13 protein-coding genes and 3 pseudogenes are annotated in these 15,640 nt (G+C 64.9%); 5 read left to right on the plus strand and 11 right to left on the minus strand.

Features of this window, described 5'->3' with window-relative positions:
- Window positions 1-91 precede the first annotated feature (91 nt).
- The gene (locus EUV02_RS13640) at window positions 92-916 is read right to left on the minus strand and encodes a class I SAM-dependent methyltransferase (protein WP_135246833.1); all 825 of its coding nucleotides are present in this window, start codon (window positions 914-916) and stop codon (window positions 92-94) included.
- A gap of 84 nt (window positions 917-1,000) precedes the next feature.
- On the opposite strand from EUV02_RS13640, the gene EUV02_RS13645 reads away from it, so the two are divergent.
- A complete protein-coding gene (locus EUV02_RS13645; protein ID WP_135246834.1) occupies window positions 1,001-1,405 on the plus strand; it encodes a GtrA family protein in 405 nt (134 codons plus the stop codon).
- A gap of 62 nt (window positions 1,406-1,467) precedes the next feature.
- Here the strand turns inward: EUV02_RS13645 and EUV02_RS13650 are convergent, their stop codons facing one another.
- On the minus strand, window positions 1,468-3,063 hold the full coding sequence (locus tag EUV02_RS13650; RefSeq protein ID WP_135246835.1) for an amidohydrolase family protein: 1,596 nt from the start codon (window positions 3,061-3,063) through the stop codon (window positions 1,468-1,470).
- A 140-nt stretch (window positions 3,064-3,203) separates the two neighbouring features.
- Here EUV02_RS13650 and EUV02_RS13655 point away from each other — a divergent pair, with 140 nt between their 5' ends.
- On the plus strand, window positions 3,204-3,815 hold the full coding sequence (locus EUV02_RS13655) for a glutathione S-transferase N-terminal domain-containing protein (RefSeq protein WP_135246836.1): 612 nt from the start codon (window positions 3,204-3,206) through the stop codon (window positions 3,813-3,815).
- On the opposite strand, the gene EUV02_RS13660 is transcribed toward EUV02_RS13655, so the two are convergent.
- Window positions 3,799-5,778, minus strand: a complete 1,980-nt coding sequence (locus EUV02_RS13660) for an acyltransferase family protein (RefSeq protein WP_135246837.1) — start codon at window positions 5,776-5,778, stop codon at window positions 3,799-3,801. The two genes, EUV02_RS13655 and EUV02_RS13660, sit on opposite strands and share 17 nt — an antisense overlap.
- A 116-nt stretch (window positions 5,779-5,894) precedes the next feature.
- On the opposite strand from EUV02_RS13660, the gene EUV02_RS13665 reads away from it, so the two are divergent.
- Window positions 5,895-6,776 carry an alpha/beta hydrolase gene (locus tag EUV02_RS13665; RefSeq protein ID WP_135246838.1) on the plus strand — a complete coding sequence of 294 codons (882 nt, stop codon included), beginning with the start codon at window positions 5,895-5,897 and terminating at the stop codon, window positions 6,774-6,776.
- Between the two features lie 94 nt (window positions 6,777-6,870).
- A complete protein-coding gene (locus tag EUV02_RS13670; RefSeq protein ID WP_166430631.1) occupies window positions 6,871-8,124 on the plus strand; it encodes an HD-GYP domain-containing protein in 1,254 nt (417 codons plus the stop codon).
- 14 nt (window positions 8,125-8,138) lie between these two features.
- On the opposite strand, the gene EUV02_RS13675 is transcribed toward EUV02_RS13670, so the two are convergent.
- The 4 genes from EUV02_RS13675 to EUV02_RS13690 are packed head-to-tail and all read right to left on the minus strand — an operon-like array spanning window position 8,139 to window position 11,626.
- Window positions 8,139-8,756, minus strand: a complete 618-nt coding sequence (locus EUV02_RS13675) for an ABC-type transport auxiliary lipoprotein family protein (RefSeq protein ID WP_135246840.1) — start codon at window positions 8,754-8,756, stop codon at window positions 8,139-8,141.
- Between the two features lies 1 nt (window position 8,757).
- Entirely contained in the window at window positions 8,758-9,711 is a 954-nt protein-coding gene (locus EUV02_RS13680; protein ID WP_135246841.1) for an MlaD family protein, read from the minus strand.
- Entirely contained in the window at window positions 9,711-10,499 is a 789-nt protein-coding gene (locus EUV02_RS13685; protein ID WP_135246842.1) for an ABC transporter ATP-binding protein, read from the minus strand. The genes EUV02_RS13680 and EUV02_RS13685 overlap by 1 nt, the downstream gene beginning before the upstream one ends.
- Complete coding sequence (locus tag EUV02_RS13690; protein ID WP_135246843.1) at window positions 10,496-11,626, minus strand: ABC transporter permease; 1,131 nt, start codon at window positions 11,624-11,626, stop codon at window positions 10,496-10,498. Before EUV02_RS13690 ends, EUV02_RS13685 begins: the two co-directional genes overlap by 4 nt.
- Before the next feature lie 79 nt (window positions 11,627-11,705).
- On the opposite strand from EUV02_RS13690, the gene EUV02_RS13695 reads away from it, so the two are divergent.
- Entirely contained in the window at window positions 11,706-12,365 is a 660-nt protein-coding gene (locus EUV02_RS13695) for an HAD family hydrolase (RefSeq protein ID WP_135246844.1), read from the plus strand.
- Between the two features lie 56 nt (window positions 12,366-12,421).
- Here the strand turns inward: EUV02_RS13695 and EUV02_RS16125 are convergent.
- The 4 genes and pseudogenes from EUV02_RS16125 to EUV02_RS16130 all read right to left on the minus strand — a co-directional run.
- Window positions 12,422-12,517: pseudogene (locus EUV02_RS16125) on the minus strand (PEPxxWA-CTERM sorting domain-containing protein); the annotation flags it as partial.
- Between the two features lie 87 nt (window positions 12,518-12,604).
- A pseudogene (locus EUV02_RS13700) lies at window positions 12,605-13,624 on the minus strand (NF038122 family metalloprotease); the annotation flags it as partial.
- A gap of 65 nt (window positions 13,625-13,689) precedes the next feature.
- Window positions 13,690-14,109 (minus strand): hypothetical protein, encoded by a 420-nt coding sequence (locus tag EUV02_RS13705; protein WP_135246846.1) that lies wholly within the window; start codon window positions 14,107-14,109, stop codon window positions 13,690-13,692.
- A 110-nt stretch (window positions 14,110-14,219) separates the two neighbouring features.
- Window positions 14,220-14,324 (minus strand): annotated as a pseudogene (locus EUV02_RS16130) (PEPxxWA-CTERM sorting domain-containing protein); the annotation flags it as partial.
- Between the last annotated feature and the right edge of the window lie 1,316 nt (window positions 14,325-15,640).

Below are 15,640 nucleotides of genomic sequence, written 5' to 3' on the forward strand. Positions count from 1 at the left end.
AAGAGCCTCCGGCGGGCAGGCCTGAGGCCTGCACCCATTTGAAGAACGCTAAACAATCGGGTGCAGGCCTCAAGCCTGCCCGCCGGAGGCTCTATTGGCCTTCCACCCGCCGCAACACCAACCGGCTCGCCATCGCGAAGGTCTCGGGCGCCAGCTTGATCAGCACGCTGTCCACCCAGTCGACGGCCTTCAGCAGCGGATCGGGCAGGTTGATGGTCTTGGTCTTGGCGATCACCCCGCCCGACAGCGGGAACACCAGGCATTCGTTGAGCTCATAGCGTTCGATGACGAACTGCGGCACCGCGGCCGCAAACGCCTTGCGGTCGTGCCACAGCAGCTGCGGGATGGCGCAATTGGCGCTCCACGGATCGCGCGGGTCATTGGCGACGGCGCTGGGGTCGAACACGTCAACATCATACGACCAGCCCTCGTGCTTCATCAGCCACAGCAGAAAGCGCATGCTGAGCGAGGTATGAATTTCGTTGATCAGCACGCGGCCGCCGGGCTTCACCGCCTTCGCCAGCTGGTCGAAAAACGCCATCGGGCTGGCGAGGTGGTGGATCATGTGGCTGCACACCACTACGTCGAACTGCTCGCCCAGCTCGCCAATCGCCATCGCATCGACAATTCGGCTCGTCCACGGCCGCGGCTCGACATCGGACAGCGCCACCGGCGCCTCGACAAACAGCCCAAGGAACCCGGCGCCCGACCCGAGCTCGATCGCGTTCATGCCGGGCTTGATATAGTCGTTCATCCAGCCGAAGCGCTTTTCGAGCAGATAGCGCAGATTGTTCGGCCGCTTCGCCAGAAACCGCTGCCGCGCCCCGACGACATCGCCCTCATTCGCCATCTTGTTGGCGTCATGGTCGGGGAAGAACTCGCCCCCCAGCAACATCGGTCGTGCAAAATTGCTCATGGCGCAACACTATGGAGCCGGCGACGCATTATCAAGCCGTGCCGCCCGCTGGCAATTGTCGCACGCAACCCATAAACATGCGCCATGCCGCAAAACCCCGCCCGCGCCCGTGCCATCCAATGGTTCACCCAGGCCAGCCGCTTCGGTGTCGTCGGTGTTGTCGGCGCCGGGCTCGACTATCTCGCACTCACCCAGGCCGTCGCGCACGGCGCCTCGCCCTACGCCGCGCGGCCGTTCACGCTGGTCATCGCCGTCGTCGTCACCTGGTGGCTCAACCGCTCGCTCACCTTCGCCGCCAAGGCCCCGCCGAGCTGGCGCGAGTTCGGCCACTACGCGGCCATCACCACCACCGGCCTCGCGATCCAGCTCGCCGTCTATTGGGGCGGCCTCGCGCTCGGCGCCCCGATCTGGCTGGCCTTCCTCACCGGCATCGCCTCCTCGGTGGTATTCAGCTTCCTGCGCGTGCGCCGGATGTTCTCGAAGCGCTGAGGGGAGGGCAATCAATCGGGTGCAGGCCTCAGGCCTGCCCGCCGGAGGCCCTTCACTTCCCCCTACTTCGCCGCCCCGCCCCGTGCCGCCTTCTCCGCCGACACCTGTGCGCGGATTTCGGCGAGGAGCGCGGGGGCGTCGTAGACGATGCCGTCCTTGACCGTGTAGCGGATGCCGCCGACGGTCTCCAACCGGTTGGTTTGCGGGTTGAGGCGTTGGAAGCCGGTGCCGTAGAGCGTTTTGAAGTTCTGCAGCGGGTTTTCGGGGGCGATGACGATGTCGGCGCGTTGGCCGACGCGGACAGTGCCGAAGTCGGGGGCGCCGCCCTTGGGGTCGGTGAGCGTGCGGGCGCCTTCGATGGTGGCGGAGCGGATGACTTCGAGCGGCGAGAAGCCGGCTTCCTGCAGCAGCTCGAATTCCTGGATATAGCCGAAGCCCCAGATCTGGAAGATGAAGCCTGAGTCCGAGCCGGTGGTGACGCGGCCGCCCATGTTCTTGTAATCGTTCACCAGCGCCATGTAGCGTTTATAGAAATTGCGCCAGGCGACTTCGTTGGCGGTGGTCCAGTCGAAGAAGTAGGAGCCGTGGTTGTCGCGGTTCGACTGGAAATAGTCCCACAGGCTGGGCAGCGTGTATTCGGCCTGCCAGTCGGCGTTGCGGGCGCGCATCAGGTCGCGTGATGCCGAGTAGATCGTCATCGTCGGGTCGAAGGTGACGCCGGTGGCTTTTTGCGCCTCCAGATACGCCTTCCATTCGGGCGAGCCGGGCTCAACGATCTGGTCCCAGATTTCGGCGATGCCGCCGAAGCGCGCCTGTTCATCGTTGAAGTTGTAGGTGGCGGGGCTGTCCTGCAGCGTCCGGCCGTTCAGCAGGCTTTCGAAATGGCCATAGAAATGCGTGACGGTGCCAAGCCCGGCCGCGGCGGCGTCGCGGGCGTTGAACTGCCCGACATAGGGCTGGCTGAGGTGCGCGACGGTGCCGAGGCCGAGTTTCTTCGCCTCGGCAATCGCGGCCTTTTCGACGTCGGGGCTGTCATCGCCGCGGTTGAAGAACTTGACGCCGTCGACGCCTTGTTTCGCCGCCCATTGCACCCAGGCGCGGGCCTGCGCGGGGGTGGTGACGTCGCCCTTGTCCCAGCCGCTGCCCAGCGTCTGATAGGCGTAGATGTGCGGTGCGGCGATCTGGTTGGCGGCGCTACGGCGCTTGTCCGACAGCGCGTGCGCGACATCATCGCCGAACATTGGCACGCTGCGCACCGTGGTGACGCCGTGCGCCAGCCACAGCTTGTAGGCATACGACGGGTCGGGGGATTTCTGCGGGTCACCGTTGTGGCCGTGCATGTCGACAAAGCCGGGGAGCACGAACATGCCGGTGGCGTCGATCTCGCGCGTTGCCCCCTGCGGCTTGCGGTCGGGGCGCATCGGCAGGCCGGGTGTGCCGGCGGGGTTGATCGCGGTGATGCGGTCGCCCTGAATGACGATGTCGGCGGGGCCATACGGCGGCGCGCCGTCGCCCTGGATGATGGTGACGCCGCGGACGACGAGCGTCGGGTAGGGGCCGGCGCCCTCCGCCGCGGTGCGCGCCGGCGTCGGCTGCATGTCGGCGGCAAGCACGGGCGCGGCGAAGGCGAGCAGCAGCGCGGCGAGGCGAAGTTTCATATGTGGGTCCCCTTTGGTGATAGCGTAGCGGGGGATTGGGGAAGGTTAAAGAGCCTCCGGCGGGCAGGCGTGACGCCTGCACCCACTTGCTTGCGCGCGTACTTCCCGAAATAGTCGGCGCTTCAACTTCGGAGACCGTGATGCAGCTGCTTTATTCGACGACCTCGCCTTATGCGCGCAAGTTGCGCGTCATCATTGCCGAACTGGGGCTGGAGGTCGCGTTCGTCGAAACCGCAGCGATGGAAAATCCGCCGGCGCTGCGCGCGGCGAACCCGTTGACCAAGGTGCCTGCGCTGATCACCGGGCCGGAAGCGCATCAGGCGATTTTCGATTCGCCGGTGATTGCGGCGTATCTGCTGTCGCTCGACCCGAAGCAGACGTTGCTTCCCGCCACCGGCGACGCGCATTGGCAGGCCCTGACCATCGAAGCGCTATGCGACGGTATATTGGACGCCGCCATCGGCCTGCGGTTCGAAGCCGCGGCCGGCGGCACCGACCGGTCGCCAATGTGGGCGAACCGCATGCGTGCGGCGATCGACAATGCCATACTGGCGCTACCGGCGCGGCTGGCGGCCTATGAGAAGGTGGCGGGCGACGGCTTCGGCTATGCGCAAGCTTGCGCGGTTGTGGCGCTCGAATACCTCGATTTCCGCTTTCCCGATACCGACTGGCGCACCGCCGCCCCGGCATTGGCGCCATTCCACAAGCATTGGACCGACCGCGCCTCGCTGGCGACTACGCGCCCGGCCTAGGCGCCGCGAGCAACGGGTCGATCACGGTGAACAAGCCGGTGGCGACACGCTGCGAACCGGCCGCGGAAAGATGGTCATTGTCGCGGAAATCGATGCTGTCGACGCTGCCGGCGCGACAGTTGGCGCCGTCACAGAAAAGCGGACGTGGCAGATAGATGGCGCTGCCGGTGGCCGCGGCGACATCGGCCAGCGTTGCATCGCCCAGGCTGGCCCAGGGCTGGTCCTTGATCGGCTTGTCCAGGCAGTCCGCATCGGCACGGCCGGCAAAACGTGCACGTTCAATGCATCGGCCGATACGCACGCTGAATTCTGGCGTAGTGCCGACCAGCACAACGCGGGCGTTCGGCGCGGCGCGGCGGAGGTCGGCGATAAGCGCAACAACCGCGGCGTTCAGGCCATCGCGCGCCATGGCAATCTGCGCCGCATCGGGCGTGCCGCCGCGAGCCAACAACGCGGCCCGTCGTTCAAGATTGTCCGCCCAGTGACCGCTGACGATGATGACGCGCAGTTCGGGATGGCGCGCGACCTCGACGAGGGCGGCACGGTTGAAACGCGCGCACAGGTCAGCCGAACCGGGGGCGCCGCGATAGACCGGGCTGCACCCATGTTTGGTGACTTGTCGGACGTTGAGTCCGCGCCCGGCCGCCGCCGCCATGATGCCGGGCGCGAGGTGATAGGCGTGCGAGTCGCCGAGCAACAGCACGTCGGCGGTCGCCCTTGCCGGGTCGGTGGTGCAATCGCGCCAGGCGCCGGGTTGCGCGGTGGCTTCACCCGCCGCGCAACGCGCCGCACTCGAGGTGTCGTCATGGACAAGTGGCTGAATGCGCGCCACGCCCGGCGCCGCGTGCCCGACAAGCCCGCCGCTGAACTGTAGCGCAGTGCCAATCAAAGCGACCAGCAGCAGGGCCGCGGCGGCAAGCGTCAGCAGTCTGGCACGCGTCATCGGCGTGCGGCAACGGTCACGCCAGGGCGCCTCGACAAAGCGTAGCGAAACATAGGTCAGTGCCCCGGCAATCACGACTGCGGCAGCCGATTCCAGCGGCGTCAGCCCGCGGTCGAGCGCGATGCGCGGCAAAACCAGCGCAGGCCAGTGCCAAAGATACAGCGAGTAAGAGCCTCGCCCGATTGCCCGCATTGGCGCATTGGCCAGCAACGTCACAGCGCGTGGCTTGGCATGCGTGGTGGCATAAAGCACCAACGCCGCACCGAGACAGGCGGGCAGCGGTGTCGGCATGTACAACGCCAGCCTCTCATCGAGCCACAACATCGAGCCGAGGATCAGTGCCAGCCCTATGATCAGCAACGGTGCCGCCGACCGCTGCGCCGCCGGCAGTGGCGTCACCGCCAGTAGTGCACCCAAGCCGAGCTCCCACATCCGGAACGGCGTCAGATAGAACCCCACTGCGGGTGAGCGCTTCTGCATCCAGACAGCGGCGGCGAGCGAGGCGAGCACGATGAGTGCGACCACCAGCGGCAACAGCCGCGTGCGCTTCATTGCCACCAGCAGCAGCACCAGCAACGGCCAGACGATGTAGAATTGCTCTTCGACCGCAAGCGACCAGATGTGCAGCAGCGGCATGTATTTTGTCGCCGCGGCGAAATAGCCGATGTCGCCATAGAAAAACACGTTGGAATAGAACAGCGCCGCGGCGCGTAGGCTGGCGCCATAAGCTTCGAGTTCGCTTGGCGGCATCACCGCCACCGCCCCCAGCGTCGTCAGCAGCAGGACGAACGCCAGCGCCGGGACGATGCGGCGGGCGCGGCGTTCGTAGAAGTCGGTGATCGATATGCGCTTCGTCGTCGCCTCGGCGGCCAGCAGCGAGGTGATCAGAAATCCCGAAATGACAAAGAACACGTCGACGCCAAGGAAGCCGCCAGGCAGAAGTCCGGGCCAGGCATGAAACAGCACGACACCGCCGACCGAGATAGCGCGCAATCCGTCAATCTCGCCGCGATGCTGCACTGGGGCCCCGTTTCAAATCCGCTTGTATCGCGGTAACAAGCGGCTCAATTACGTTGAACGCATTTGCCCCGCAATGGTCGGGTGTATCTGAAGTCTGAAGCCCTGGGGAGCGCCGAATGTCCGAAATCGAAGCCGTCCGCGAAATGCTGCGGGCCATGACTGGCGGGCCGGCGCTGCCCGATGACCAGATGCGGGTGATGTACGAGCAATGGGGGCTGTCGCATCCGTTGCCGGCGGGGGCCGAGGTGACCAACATTACGCTGGGCGGCGTGCCGGCGGAGAAAATCGTCACGCCAGGCGCGGCAGCGGATACCGCGCTGCTTTATGTGCACGGCGGCGGCTATGTCATCGGCTCGGCGGCCAGCCACCGCCATCTGGTCGCGGCGCTGGCGCAGGCCGGCTGGATGGTCGGCTATAACCTCGATTACCGGCGCGCCCCCGAAGCACGCTTTCCGGCGGCGGTCGATGACGCGCTGGCGGCGTATCGCGCGTTGCTCGACAGCGGCATCGCGGCCGGACGCATCATCATTGCCGGTGACTCGGCCGGCGGCGGGCTGACAGTGGCGACGGCGCTGGCGATCAAGGCCGCGGGGCTGCCGCAGCCGGCGGGGCTGTTCGCGATCAGCCCCTGGGTCGACCTGACGCAGAGCGGCGACAGCTACACCGAGATGGCCGATGTCGACCTCATCTGCTCGAAGCCGGAACTCGACCGGCTGGCGGGGCTATATTGCGGCGATGACCGCGCCAACCCGCTGGCATCACCGCTCAAGGGCGACCTGTCGGGTCTGGCGCCGCTGCTCATCCATGTCGGGTCGGACGAAATCCTGCTTTCGGATGCGCTGCGGCTGTCCGAACGCGCCGGGCTGGCGCGCGTGCCGGTGCGGCTGATGATTGCGCCACAGATGCCGCATGTCTGGCATTTCTTTACCACCGAATTGACCGCGGCGCAGACGGCAATTTCCCACGCCGGGGCCTGGATGCGCGAGCATCTGGGCTGACGCTCAAACAGCGCGCTGACCGGCGCGCATGGCGTTCCGGGGAGGACGTGCTATGGCGGAAGGCGCCAGTCTGAAGCAACGGATTGCCCGGCGAATGACGGTCATCAGCCTGTTGTTCGCGCTGATTGCCGGCCTCGGTGTCTATACGGGGGTGCAGTCGCTGCTGCTGTACACGATGGGGCACGTGTCGTTCGAATATCTCGACGGTTTGGTCGGCCATCATCAAGCGTCGGGTGGTGCGACATTGGTCGATTTGACCGGACCGCTATCCGATGCGACGCAGTACCACCCGTTCGACATGGTGCGCATTTATGACGGCAGCGGGCATATCGTGTTCGAACGCCGCTACCGTCATGAAGAACAGCTCGCGCTCGTTGCCCCGCTCGGTGCCGGCACGTCCAAGCCGTCTTTGCCGACGCACCAGGCCATGCGACTGGCCAACCACGGTATCGCGATCCAGAGTTTCCACGTAGTGCCTTTCGCCAGGACCGCTGCCGCAGGCAGCAGCAATCTGATCGAGTTCACCGAAGTCATCGAACACGCGCAGCAGGTTCGCCTCGACCAGATTTCGGTCTTCGCCGCACTGGCGGCGATGGGCCTTGCCGGGCTGATGGGGCTGGTGGCCTATCCCGCCGTCGCCGCGCTGGTCGACCGCAACAGCAATCTCGTCCGGCAGGTTGAATTTGCCTATATCAACCTGCTCAAGTCGCTGGGTATCGCCATTTCGCGGCGTGATTCCGAAACCGGTGAGCATTGCTACCGCACGACTTTAGTGGCGATTGCGATCGGCGAGGCGATGCAGCTCGAACTGGCGCCGATGCGGTCGCTGATCGCCGGCAGCCTGCTCCATGACATGGGCAAGATCGCTATCGACGATGCCATCCTGCGCAAGCCCGGCAAATTCACGCCCGAGGAAATGGACATCATGCGCGGCCACGTCAACGAAGGCGTGCGCATCGTCGGTGACTTGCATACGATCCCCGGCGCGACCGATATCGTGGCGTTCCATCACGAACGCTGGGACGGCAAGGGTTATCCCAACGGGCTGGCGGGCCTCGACATTCCGCTGCTGGCGCGCATTTTTGCGGTGGCCGACGTCTTCGATGCGCTAAGTGCGCGGCGCAAGTACAAGGAGCCGTTTTCGTTCGACCGCGCAATGGGACTGATCCGCGAAGGCGCGGGAACGCATTTCGACGCCGATATCGTCGTGCATTTCGAAACCATCGCCGCAGGACTTTATGACCGCATCGAAAACCACGAAGCCGCCGAAACCATCGCGATGCTCGATGCCAAGCTGGCGCAATATTTCAGCGAAGCGGCCGGGTTCGAAATCGGCAGCGTGAGCTGAGCGCGCCGGCGTCGTCACTTCTTCGCCGTCGCCACCCAGTCGGCAACCTCGCCGGCGACGCGGTTGGCGGCATCGTTGAGCGCGGCGCCGACCACCGCCGGTGATTTGCCGGCAACCGGTGCGCTGGCGTCGAAGCGACGCGCGGCGATCAGCGTGCCGTTGGTGCTGTTGAGCACCGCGTCGTAGCGCACATTGACGTGCGGGTTGTCCGGTGTGCGGACATCAAGTCCGAATTCGGTGAGCGTGCCTGACAGCGTCATGTCGGCACGCGGTGACGGTCCACGCGGATCGATGACAATAAGCCCACGCGCGACGATGGTGTCGGCGAGCACGCGGCGGAACAGCCGGTTGGGCTGTTCGGACCATGTCGCACCGACCAGATATTGCAGTTCGACATCGCCGACCGCGACGGGCACCCGCAACGTCTGCAACGCGCCGGCCGCTGCCGGCACCACCACCATCACCGTCGCAGGCTTGGCAGCCGGTGCGGCGATGACGGGTGTCGCGGTAGCGCGCAGCGTCAGCAAACTTGCCGGCGGTGTATCGTTGCCGCCGATCTGCACCAACGGGCCGCACGACGCGAGCAGCACCAGTGCCGCGAGCAGGAACGGAGCGGTCGGGCGTGTGCGCATGTTACTTGGCCTTTGCCGGGTCATAGTCGGGGAGGCGGCGGCCACCGATCAGCGCGCCGGCGGGATCTTCGTCGAGCTTGGCGGCCACCGCACCGAGCTGCGACGTCACCTCGCGCATTTCGCGCAGCAGCGCATTGGCATCGGGGGCGATCTGGTTCGACAGCTGGTCGACACCGGGTTGCGCTGCATCGAGCACGGCATCGAGCTTGCTGAGCGTGACGTTGGCGCTGACCACGGTCTTGCGCAGGTCGGTGATTAGTGGCCGCGCGTCCTCACTCATCACCACATTGGCGCTGTTCGACAGCTTTTCTACGGCCGCTGCAGCCTGTGTCGCTGCCGCCAGCGTCTTGCGCAGTTCGGCGATCGACGCCGCGATCTCGGGGCCGCGATCGGCGAGGGAGCCGCTTAGCCGGTCGGTGTTACGCAGGATGCCCTGCAGCGACTTCTGGTTTTCGGGACTGAGCACTTCGTTGAGGTGCTGGGTCAGTTCGGAAACCCGGTTGAGCAGCTGCGGCGCATTGGCGAGCAACTGGCCAAGCGCGCCGGGGCGGGTCGGGATGAGAGGCGCGCCGAACGGACCAATTTCAGCAATCGGCTTTTCGCCGCGCATCGCGCCGGTCAACTGAATCTGGCTAACGCCGGTGAAGCCGATCGCTTCAATGCCGGCTGTCACGCCCTCCAGGATCGGTACATCGGCACCTAGTTCGACGCGGACGCGCACGACTTCGGGTTGGTTGGGGACGAGCGCAATGGTCTTGATCTGCCCGACCGGCACCCCGTTAAACGCCACTGCGCTGCCAACCGCAAGTCCACTCACCGACTGTCGGAACAGGATGTCATAGACCTTCTTGTCGTCACCCGAATAGCGCGCGATCCACAGCACGAACGCGAACAGCGCGACGGTCAGCGCCAAAGCGACGGCCCCGACCAGAACATAGCTGCTGCGCGTTTCCACTAATCTTGCCCCTTATGCGCCGCGCGCCCACGCGGCCCTTTGAAATAAGCCTGAACCCAAGGATGATCAAATTCGAGCAGTTCGTCGATGGTACCGACCTTGAGCACCTTCTGGTCACCGAGCACCGCCACCCTGTCGCAGATGGCATAGAGTGTATCGAGGTCATGTGTAATCAGAAAGACCGTCAGCCCGAGCGTGTCGCGCAACGTCTTGATGAGCGTGTCGAAATTCGCCGCCGAAATCGGGTCTAGCCCGGCGGTAGGTTCATCAAGGAACAGCAGCTCTGGGTCGAGCGACAGCGCCCGCGCGAGGCCGGCGCGCTTGCGCATGCCGCCCGACAGTTGCGACGGGTACTTCGGTGCAGCGTCGATCGGCAGACCGACCATCGCGACTTTATAGCCCGAAATCTCGTTCATCAGCGCCGGTGGCAGGTTGAAGAACTCGCGCATCGGCACCTGAATGTTCTCCGCGACGGTCAGCGTCGAAAATAACGCCCCGTCCTGGAACAGAACGCCCCACTTGCGCCGAAGGTCCTTTGCGGCAGCTTCGTCGAGACCGGCGGTGTTGTGACCGAGCACTTCAATGTGCCCGGCGCTGAACGGCTGTAACCCGATGATCGAGCGCATCAACACCGACTTGCCGGTGCCCGAGCCGCCGACAACACCGAGGATTTCGCCGCGCTTGACCTCGAGGTCGAGGTTTTCGTGGACGTGCTGTTCGCCGAATGTGTTGGTCAGCCCGGTGACGCTGATCACCGTGTCGCCGGCGGGTTTGCGCTGGCTACTCATCCGAAATCAATCGCGGTGAAGAACACGGCAAAGAAGGCGTCGAGCACAATGACGAGGAAAATCGATTCCACGACTGCCTGCGTCGTGCGGTTGCCGACCGATTCGGCATTGTCGCTGACCTGCATGCCCTGGAAGCAGCCGGTGATGGCGATGGCGATGCCGAACACCGGCGCCTTGATCAGCCCGATATAGACGTCATGGATCGGCACGACTTCCTGCAAACGCGTTGCGAACGACGCCGGCGGGATGCCCATGGCGACCCAGACATACAGCCCGCCGCCGATGATGGCCATGATCGAGCCGTAGAACGACAGCAGCACCATCATCAGCGACATCGCGATGACGCGCGGCAGCACCAGCACTTCGGTCGGTGACATGCCGATCGAGCGCATGGCATCGATCTCCTGCCCCAGCTTCATCGAGCCGATCTGCGCGGCAAAGGCGCTGCCTGATCGTCCGGCGACCATGATTGCCGTCAGCAGCACGCCCATTTCGCGCATCGTCGACCGGCCGATCAAGTTGACGACGAAGATGTCGGCACCGAACTGGCGTAGCTGCACTGCCCCCTGCTGTGCGACGACGATGCCGACAAGAAACAGCAGCAGCCCGATGATGCCGAGCGCGTTGAGCCCGACGACTTCCATCTGGTGGACGACGGCGTTCCAGCGCAACGGCCGGCGCTCGAACACCGTCTGCGCTGCCACCGTCAACGTCATCCCGACGAAGGCCATAAAGTTGCCGAGCGTGTGCACGGCATTGATGAGCGAACCCCCGATCAGGTCTAGGCGGTGCAGCAGCCGGTTGGGCATCGCCGGGCGGATTTCGCAACTGGTGTCGTTTTCGGCGACCTCGTTAATCAGCAGCGTCGCCGCCGGCGAGGCATTTTCAAGCGTCGCCGCCACCCCCGACGCCTGCCAGTCGCGCAACAGCCGGTGCACCAGCCAGGCGCCCGCAGTGTCGATGCGCACAATGCCGCCAAGATCGATGGTCAACGGCCGCTGGTCGGGCTGCAGCGCCTGGAATGCCGGCACGACGCCGCTGATATGCTTGATCGTCAGCCGGCCCGAAATCGCCAGTCGACGGTCGTGGTCGGTGCTGGTTTCGTCGAGTTGAGCGGCTTGCGACATGAGTCTCCCGTGGCCTACATCCTGCACGGCGTAAAGCCTCAACTTGCGTTAACCGCCCACCATCATCAAGGTTGCACGCATGCAGCACCTCGCCGTCTATGACCTCGACAAGACCATCACCCACCGCGCCACCTACGCCGCGTGGCTGCTGTTCTGGGCGCGGCAACAGGCGCCGTGGCGGTTGCTGCTGGTGCCGATGAGCGCAGTGGCAGGGCTGCTCTACGTGCTTAAGCTGATTAACCGCGCGCGGCTAAAGACGATCAACCATGCACTGTTGATGGGGCGCGCCGATGTGGCGACAGTGGCGGCCGAAGCGGCAGCGTTTGCCACGCATCAGGTCGCGACCAACGTCCGCGCCGGCGCGCTGGCGCAAATCGCCGCAGACCGCGCCGAAGGCCGGCGCATCGTCATCGCGACGGCATCCTACCGCTTCTACGCCGGCGCCATCGGCGCGGCGCTCGGCATTGACGATGTCATCGGCACGCGCGCGGTTATCGCCGGCGGTGCGCTGCTACCGCAAATCGACGGCGAAAACTGCTACGCCGCCGCCAAGCGCGCGATGGTCGAGGACTGGCTGGCTGCGCATGCGCTCACCGGTGCGCCGATGCGCTTCTATTCGGACCACCCGTCGGACGCGCCGATGTTCGAATTGGCTGACGAGCCGGTCGCGGCGAACCCGAACCGCGCGCTGCGGGCGCTGGCGCAGGCGCGCGACTGGGCGGTTGTCGACTGGGAATGAGTGAAGGGCCTCCGGCGGGCAGGGACGCTTCCCTGCCCGCCGGAGGCGCTTTCGTCTTAGGCGACCGCCACCCGGCGGCGACGCAGTGCGCCGCCCACCATGCCGAAGCCGGTGATCATCATCGCCCAGCTTGCCGGTTCGGGAACGTTGGCGATTGCCGCGCGGTACACCGCGTTCGTGGTGCTGAGATAGGTGTAGCTGGCGTTGTTGACGACGTTGACCGAGGTGTTCCAGCCAATGGCATCGAACGCTGCGAGGTCGAGCGCGGTGACGATGCCGCGCTGCCCATAGGCCGCCGTCGGGTCCATGATGCCGAGCTGCGTCGCGCCGGATGCCGCATCCTTCCAATGCGACGCCTGGCGGCCGTCGCCGTTATAGGCGCCGGTCGAGAACAGGCCGCTACCATATGCGGTGACGCCGCCATCGACCGAGAAGTAGCTGGCGGTCTTGACCGACCAGTCGAGCACCGGCGCGGTGCCGACGACGAGGTTCGTCGGGTCGGTGCTGTAGCGGAACATGTCGAGCACCGTGCCCACGGCATAGTTGTTGAGGTTGGTGTTGCTCGACCGGCTCGGGCCGCTGGGGCCGCCATAATAGTCGTAGGTGTCGACGCCGCTGATAAAGCCGAGCGCATGGCCGATTTCGTGGATAGCGACGCCGATGAAGTCCATCTGGCCGGCTGTGATGCCGTCATCGGGGTTGAAATCGAACGCGAATGCCGAGCTGAAGGTGATCGACGCATCGGCACCGGCCGCGACTGCGTAGCCGAGCGCCTTCAGATTGGCGCTGGTGGCGACGATGTTCTTGTTGTTGGCGCTGGTATCGGTGTCATAGACCTTCGACGCGGTGTTGACGCCGGACTTGGTCGCGGGTGTCTTGTAGCCCGATGTGATGACCTTGAGCGCGCCATTGGTCAGCGTCGGCATGTGCGACGTCGCCAGCGTATCGAGCGCCGAGGTCTTGTTGGCGAGCAGCTGCGTCTGGATCGAGGTTGCGGTGGTCGAAAGCTGGCGGCTGCCGGTCGAACCGATGATGCCGGCGCCGAGTGCGCTGTAACCAACATTGAGCTCCACAGTGACGTTGTTGGTCAGGGCTTGTTCCCAGAACGCCGCGGCGGCTTTGAACCCGGTTTCAGCCTGGCTGCCGGCGGTGACGCCGCCGGTGTTGGTGAGCTTGATGATCACGGCCTGCGCGGGCTGTGCAACAACCGCGCCGACGAGCAATGCGGCGATGGGGAATCCAGCTTTCATTTCGTTCATCCTGCAAAATCGACCCCGCCGATAGTCGACTACATTTACAACTTCAATGCAAGACCGTGAACTTACTACATGCAGCGGATTAACTTGGCCCGGCGGCCCTGGGTCAGCGTGTAGCTGGTCATGCGGTCAGCGCCGGCGGGCTGGACCTGCAGGATCATCGTGCTGCCGCTGACGCTGCCGACATATTGCGCGCCGACCTTGGCGGGCTTGGCGTCGGCATTTTGCGGGCCCGGCGTAAAGGCCTCGTGCGTGCCTGTGGCGGTGAATTCACCATTGTCGTTCGGATGGACCGCGCCCGAAAGCGTGCCCTGCGCGCAGTCATAGTCGATGGTGCCGCCGTCGGCGGTGAGCGTCAGATTGATGCCGCGGCCGCCCCATTCGCCGGTCAAGGCCGGGCCGTACGGGTGTGCTGCGGCGCAGGCCATGACGGTCAATCCTCCCAGCACCACCAACATCGAAGTTCGTGCGACGTTGAACCTTGCCATATCTATGTCCCTTCGGCGCGTGTGCGACGCAGACTAACACAAAAGGGGCGGCGCACGCGAATGCACCGCCCCCCTGTGTCAGACCAGCCGGAACTGGCTGGCGCTTTGGCTTACGCCGTGGCGACCGACTTGCGCTGGCGGCGCATCGCGCCACCGATGAAGCCGAAGCCGGTGATCATCATCGCCCAGCTCGCCGGTTCGGGGACCGAACCAACGTTCAGGCCGGCGATCCACGTGCCCCAGCGCGTACCGCCGGTGCCGCCGGGGTGGCCGTTGGCGGCGTTGTTGGGTTCACGGGCAAATTCGCCGATCAGGTAGAAGCCGTGGTTGGTACCCGGATCGACGCTGACCTGCGCATAGTCACCCCAGCGCTGGCGACCGGCCGGCGGTGCGCCGTCGACGCTGCCGTTGTGGTAGGTGCTGGTCGGGCTGACCTTGAGCAGCATTTCCGAACCAACCTTGACCAGCTTGCCGGCAGCGCTGGTCTTGAAGACCTGTGCCATCACGCTGATGTTGCCGTCGGCCAGACCGTCGCCGTTGGCGTCGGTGGTTTCCGAACCCGAACGGTTGTAGGTGATGACCACCTGGCCGAGCGCGTTGACGGCGATGGCGCCTTCCCAATAATCATGGGTGGCATCACCGATGTTGCCCTGATCAATGATTGCCTTGGTGTTGGCATCGATGATCGTGTAGCGGACCTGCGCATAATCAAGGCCGTCGCCGTCCGAGTTGACGGTGTTGACCATGTAGATGCGACCGCCGACTTCATAGGCGCTGCTGCTGATGCGCTCGTCACCGGTGGTGACGGTGCGGGCATAGATCGAACCGATCGGTGCCGGCAGCGGGTTGGGCTGACGCGCATTACCGGCGAACACGAACGGATCCATGTTGAGGTAGGTCGCATCACCAGCCGGCACGGTTGCGCCGGTGGCATCGCTCGAGGTCAGGCCATTGACGTCGAAGGCGACATTGTCTTCCCAGAACAGCGACGCGGCAACAACGTGACCGGTCGAACCGGCGCTGCTGCTGTTGACGCCCTGCTGTGCAAAGCCCTTGTCGATCGTCGTCGCCGGATAGGCCGTGGTGAACTGCTTCATGTTCGTCACGGTCGGCGTGCTGTTATTGAACAGGCTGTCGATCGGGATGACATTGAGCGTCGTGCCGCGGAAGTTACCGCTTGCGTTGAAGTTGTTGGTGCCGATGTAGACCGCGTTCTTGTCGAGCGCGAGCGTCGGATAGTCGGCGGTGCCGCCGGCGAAGCCGGTGAACTGCGTCGTCTTCCAGCCGCCCATCGCGTCATCGGTATCCGAAATCGCGATTTGCAGGTTGGCGACGCTGGCCGCAAACGACATGACAATCCAGCGCTTGGCGTCGGCGTTGTACATCACGCGCGTGTCACCGTTGGCACCGGTCTTGCCGACCGAAGCCCACCAGGCAACGTCGCTGACCATCGACTGCAGAGCGCCGGTCGACTTGTTGTAAATGGCGTACGCACCGTTGGTAGCTTCGAAATACTGCGTCATGCCGACCG

It is taken from the genome of Glacieibacterium arshaanense, assembly GCF_004681125.1.
Taxonomy (GTDB): domain Bacteria; phylum Pseudomonadota; class Alphaproteobacteria; order Sphingomonadales; family Sphingomonadaceae; genus Polymorphobacter_A; species Polymorphobacter_A arshaanense.